This window comes from Pengzhenrongella frigida, assembly GCF_004168625.1.
GTDB lineage: Bacteria > Actinomycetota > Actinomycetes > Actinomycetales > Cellulomonadaceae > Pengzhenrongella > Pengzhenrongella frigida.
This window is the reverse complement of the sequence record NZ_SDWW01000087.1, coordinates 1-5,419: the sequence shown is the minus strand read 5'-3', so window position 1 is coordinate 5,419 and position 5,419 is coordinate 1. Positions and strand designations below refer to the sequence as shown.

General features: G+C 66.0%; 6 protein-coding genes. 5 read left to right on the top strand and 1 reads right to left on the bottom strand.

The window, feature by feature from the left end:
- The first annotated feature begins 886 nt into the window (after window positions 1-886).
- From EUA98_RS19205 to EUA98_RS19965, 5 genes are all read left to right on the top strand, one after another.
- Window positions 887-1,273: a cytidine deaminase family protein gene (locus tag EUA98_RS19205; protein ID WP_207219167.1), complete on the top strand. Its 387-nt coding sequence runs from the start codon at window positions 887-889 to the stop codon at window positions 1,271-1,273.
- The gene (locus EUA98_RS19200) at window positions 1,274-1,939 is read left to right on the top strand and encodes a P-loop NTPase family protein (protein WP_130104288.1); all 666 of its coding nucleotides are present in this window, start codon (window positions 1,274-1,276) and stop codon (window positions 1,937-1,939) included. It abuts the gene before it with no gap.
- 249 nt (window positions 1,940-2,188) lie between these two features.
- Entirely contained in the window at window positions 2,189-3,208 is a 1,020-nt protein-coding gene (locus EUA98_RS19195) for an RNA-binding protein (protein WP_130104287.1), read from the top strand.
- Between the two features lie 310 nt (window positions 3,209-3,518).
- Entirely contained in the window at window positions 3,519-4,019 is a 501-nt protein-coding gene (locus EUA98_RS19970; RefSeq protein ID WP_165372923.1) for a hypothetical protein, read from the top strand.
- Window positions 4,020-4,162: 143 nt separating this feature from the next.
- A complete protein-coding gene (locus EUA98_RS19965) occupies window positions 4,163-4,792 on the top strand; it encodes a hypothetical protein (RefSeq protein WP_165372922.1) in 630 nt (209 codons plus the stop codon).
- 229 nt (window positions 4,793-5,021) lie between these two features.
- Here the strand turns inward: EUA98_RS19965 and EUA98_RS19185 are convergent, their stop codons facing one another.
- Window positions 5,022-5,258, bottom strand: coding sequence for a hypothetical protein (locus tag EUA98_RS19185; protein ID WP_130104286.1), 237 nt, complete (start codon window positions 5,256-5,258; stop codon window positions 5,022-5,024).
- Between the last annotated feature and the right edge of the window lie 161 nt (window positions 5,259-5,419).

The following is a 5,419-nucleotide window of genomic DNA, read 5'->3' as shown; positions in this document are numbered from 1 at the left end:
GCGAAAATCACACCGCGACGACGGCCACCGCGCCGTCACGACCGCGCGCCGGCACCCCGTGAAAGATCCGGGCTAGGGTGGATCAATGGTTCGACTTCGCGACTGGATCCTGGCCGGAGCCGTCATTCCAGCCGCGCTTGTTGTTCTGCCCGGCCTCGTCGTGGCGGTCAGCATGGGGTTGGACGGCGCAGTGCAATCGCTGGGAGCGATACTGCTTTCACTCCTGCTCCTCACGCCGCCAGGCGCAGCCTTGGGTGCTCTCCTGGGACTCATCGTGCTTGCCTTCGCCCGACGCCTCCCTGCTCGGGGAGAACCACACCGAACCGCGGCGCTGATACGAGCGAGCCTCACCGCAGGGATAGTCGCCATCGCCGTCAGTGTCATCCTCATTCGCTTCACCGCCAGCGACGGCCTCTCCGTGCCCCAGATTCTGGCCTACAGCATTGCTTTCGCAACGATTCCGACGGCCCTGGCCGCAATCACGCTTCGACGGTGGCAACCAGTTCTCGCTCCTCCCGCCGCGGCTTGCACGAGCAATGCTGAAGACGTCCCTCGAGCGCCGCACTAACCGGCGCGACGCGTTCGAGCGGCGCCCTGAAGATCAACCCGACCATTCCCGTCGAAGACACGGCCTCCACCCGTGACCGCCTCATGGGGCCCGGTTCGGACAGCACCCAACTGGCTTTGTGGCGATCGACGTCCAGCATTCGTAGGCATGGCGGGGAAGCACGGGCGTCGTTCGGGGCGGGTTGGCGTGTAACTCGTGGAAAGGACGCAACCGGCCCCGCGGTAGCGTCGCCGTGTGGCAAACCGACATGATGAGTTGATCGCGGCAGCTGAGCAAATGATTCGCCCGCACCGCGTCGGTGACCGCCTCTTCGGAGACGTGGGCGCCACTCTCGTCACCGTGGCCGGCAACCAGTACGCCGGGGTCTGCATCGACACGGGCTCTGGCACCGGCTTCTGCGCCGAGCACAGTGCGATCGCCACGATGGTCACGGCCGGTGAGTACCAGATCGCCAGGATCGTCGCGGTGTGGCGCAACGAGACAGGTGACCTGCACGTGTTGCCACCCTGCGGACGGTGCCGCGAGTTCATCCGCCAGATCGACCCCGCCAACCTCGACACCGAGATCGTCCTGGGGCGGTACCGGTCTGCGCCGCTCCGCGAGCTCCTGCCCGAACATCAGTGGCCCGAGGCGCTCGATCATCCTCACCGTCCCGACGACGCGGCACCGTCCGTCGAACCGAGTGCCGCAGACGGGCTCGACTGAATGCTCGGTGGACGGCGCGGCCAGGATGACGACGGCGAAGCGCTGCGCCAACGGCTGCACGACGTCTACTGGATCGGTGGCGGCAGTGGCGCCGGCAAGTCGACCGTTGCCCGCCGTGTCGCGGCCCGGCACGGTCTGGGTCTGTACATGTCCGATGACGTGATGGCCGATCACGCCAGCCGGAGCGAGCCCGAAGACGCGCCGTTCTTGAGCGAGTTCCTCGCCATGGACATGGACGAGCGCTGGGTGAACCGATCACCCCAGACGATGCTCGAGACGTTCCACTGGTTTCAGGGCGAGGGCTTCGGCGAGGTCATCGACGACCTCCTGCACCTTCCCGCAGGACCACCGGCTATCGCCGAGGGGTTCCGCCTGCTCCCTCGCCTCGTGCAGCCCTTGCTCGCCTCACCGAATCACGCCGTCTGGCTGCTCCCGACACCGGACTTTCGTCGGGCCGCCTTCTCCAGTCGGGGCTCATCGTGGGAGATCGCAGGGAAGACCAGTGATCCGGCCAGGGCCCTGGAGAACTTGCTCGAGCGTGACCGGATGTTCACCGATCGCCTCCGCGAGGAAGCGACGAGTCTCAGACTGCCCATCATCGAAGTCGACACCGCGATGATTGAAGACGGCCTCACCGACCGAGTCGTGGAGACTTTCGGACTCTGAGCCGGGATCGGGCATCCAGGTCGGGACCGCCGCTTCGCTGTCGCAAAGTGCTGGGTCGCCGGCGTCCTGAGTGGTGGTTAGTGGCTGCGCGGTCATGAAGTTCCCCGATCGCGACACCATGGTTTCCTCCTCACGTCCTCGGGCCCGGTGACTTGGGGTCTCGTCGCTTCGGCCTGCCCTCCGGCTAGGAGAGCGAGGACCGCACTCAAACCCCGATGCGCTGCGCCATCTCGTCACCGGGCAGGTGCGATGATCCAAGAACCTCGCTGGGCGCGAGCTGTTCGAGCAAAGGATCGTCGCTGTGCAACTCCGTTCACCTATCGGGTCACGCAGTACGACCCCCTGGACCGCGACACGGACGGCTTCTACATCGGCGAGGTTGACTCGATCAGCGACGAGGGACCACTCGAGGCCGCCTACCTTGATGCCGTCGACGCCTTCGCGTGCGAGCTCGGGGTAACCCGCCTAACCATTCGGTCACCCCGCTTGAATGGCGACAGCCCAGACGATGCGCCGCGGGCGCCAGGCGAGATGCTCGCCACCTTGTTTGGCAAGGATCTCGCGGGCTACGTCGACGGTGCTCACGTCGACATCCCCGGCGCACGCCTGCTAGTGCAGGACATGCTCCGAGAGCCGGCGCAGCGGTGTCTGCTCGAAGCCGAAGGTCGCATGCTCGTCGACGTCGGGTGGGACGTCTACATGTACATCGGCGCCGCCACGCCATGTCCGGTCGCCGTGGCGGGCGCACTCGCGGGAGGCCTGTTCCCCGAGCCGTTCGACATGTCTCCGGCCGACCCCGCGGACGGGACGCCTGACCACGGAACTGACGGTTCCGTACCGGTCGGTGACACGTTCTGGGCGGACGTGGACCGCCTCAGCGCCTCTGAGGGCGCCGTGCTGCTGCAAGAGCTTGGGGCGTGGACGCGGTGGCACCGCCTCACGGCCGACTCGCCACGCGTTGTTCTGCGCCCTCGCGCACAGGTCTGGGTATGGCCTGACCTCCTGCCCGACGTTGGCGCCGCGATCGCGAGCCTGCCATCGGACGAAGGCGTCACAATCGTGTGGCTTCCGGCTGAGGGTCCACTCCGTGCTCGCGACGTCATGTACGACGACCTAGAGGAAATCCCCACCCTTCTTGCGGGCGCCCGAGCCGCGATGTGGCGGGACGGCACCGAGGACACCGCTCCTCTGCTCGAAGCCTTTGTCGCTGATGACGACGGCGTGATCCGCTCCCGGGGGAGGACCTTCAACGCACTTTGCGGCCTCTGAGGCGGGGCGGTGGCTTACGACGAGGCCGAGGCCCAGCGCACACGGATTGACTCGCTGGCCCCCGTGCTCCTGTTGTCGGAAATCAAACTGCGGCGCCGCCGTGAGAAGAAGGAGGGACGCCGCCGGAGCCTGCGTCGTTGATTCCGGATCCCCTGAGGCGTTCACCTACGGTCAACACCGCATTGCTGTCGTTACGTGACGATCGCTAGCTGTCGTTGGGCGTATCCCGTGAGGTCATCCCGCGGACCGGTGTGCCGTGGCCTATCCGAGCCCGGAGCCAGGAGCTTGCAGGAACGGCGAGGATGAGTTCATGAGCCCAAAGGACGCTGCGAATCTCATGGCGCTTGACCGCTTGGCCGGCGCAGTCCAGATGAAAGGGGACGCCGGTGACGAGCACTGGCGCTGGTCCGTCTACCGAGCCGTCTTCGAGCGGGCCGAGCTGAGGGAGCAACTTCTCGACGCCGCACTCGAGGAGGAGGACCCTGCACTCTCGGTCGGTGTGGCCTTCGAGATGCTCGAGCGAGAACCGGGCAGCGCGGCGGCCACATGGGTTGGCGTTGCACCAACTAACGACCGAGACCGTGTCCTGGCCCGGGCGCGTGACGTGGCGACACTTCGCGACCATCAAACATCGGATGCGAGAGCGTCGGCGGAAGAAGTAGGTCGATGGTCGGACTGGCTTCAGCGAAGAGCAGCAGAGTCGACCTCCAGCATCGCGGTCCAAGAGGCACTCGAAAGCGACGGCCGCACACGCCGTATCCGTGGAGGTGCGAAAAACCGCCTTCAGGCGAGCCAACGTCCATCACGCTAAGCGTGCCAGCGGTTAACTGTCGCCAAGCGGCGTTGGAGGCTCCGCAGTGAACGGTTCCGAGCATGATGGGGACCGAGCGTTTCCGATCCGACGGTCGAGGGCAGAGGCACATCATGCGATTCGCCGGTTCAGCTTCGTGGTCGTTGAGCACCTCGGTGGACGCGATGCCGCATGCCGCGCTGTATATCCGCGACGCGCTCGAGTTGAAGCCCGTCGTCGATGACGTATCGCCGCCGCCGCTGAGTCACCGGCCCCCGGACCGCTTGAGCGTTCTGACCGAAGAAGAGCGAGACCAGGCTGGCGCGCAATGGCCCGGTTGGTGGCGGGCGATCCTGAGCCTCGAGGCTCGGACGCACGAACCATCCGATCGGCGAGACTTCGCTGCTTGGCTTGCGCCAATGGCTGCCGAGCGTGCCCGCACCGTCGGCGACCCGCCAGACTTCGACGCCCTCACGGGTAGCCCCACCCTCAAGAAGGCCGTCGTCGAACTCTTTCGGGAGGCACACAATTGGAGCGACCACACGAGATCGCCTGACCCGGGCGAGGCCTACATTCCCTGGGCGATTACCCGCGATGTCGCGGAAGAAGTCGCAGCGCGCCACGGTGTCTCTCCCCGCGAAGTCCGCGGCGTGGTGATCCTCCTCGGAGTCGAAGGTGTCTGGTCCAACGTTTTGGAGCCCGGCGTCGTCGTCTGCTCCCTCGGCTGCCTCGGGGACGACGCGATCGCGACAGATCTGGTCCGCACGGCATTCGAGACGGGTCTCTACCGCTGACGACCTGACGGACGCGCGGCGCGAGAGTCCGTTCGTTGGCACCGCAAACCTGTCGTTACGCGACCGTCGCTAGTTGTCGATTGCGCCTATCGCGCGGGTGTCATGCCGGTGCCAGAGCATCCGCTCGGGCAACCTCGTTGGTCGACGTAGTCGGCGATAGCCATGATCGCGTCCAGACGCCAGCGCGGGTTGACCTCCGCAATCACCTGGGCGACGTCCTCCAGGGTGACTATGGCGCCCCGTAAAAGCCCAATCGGAGGCGGGGCGCAACGTAGACATCATCCTTGGGCAGGTTCGACCAGTCGGAGTCGAAGGCGCGCTCTTCGGCCAGATCGAGGGTCGTTCGAAGATCGGTGCGGCGCTCTGCAATGAGCACATCCAGCCCATCACGGAAGCCCGACGTCATGGGCGCGGTCGGATCCGGCAGCGCCACGGTGTTGAGCACCCCTGCATCGTCGATCCACATGCTCGCAGTGTCGCAGCCCACGCGGCCGAACCGGACCTAAGACTCGTGTACGAGTCGCCGCGACCGAGCGCCGCTTACCTGTCGCTTAGCCTGGATCCACCGATGGGGGTTTGTCGGTGATGGGCGTGGTGACGTGAGAATGCCCTTCCGACCTGGGAAAA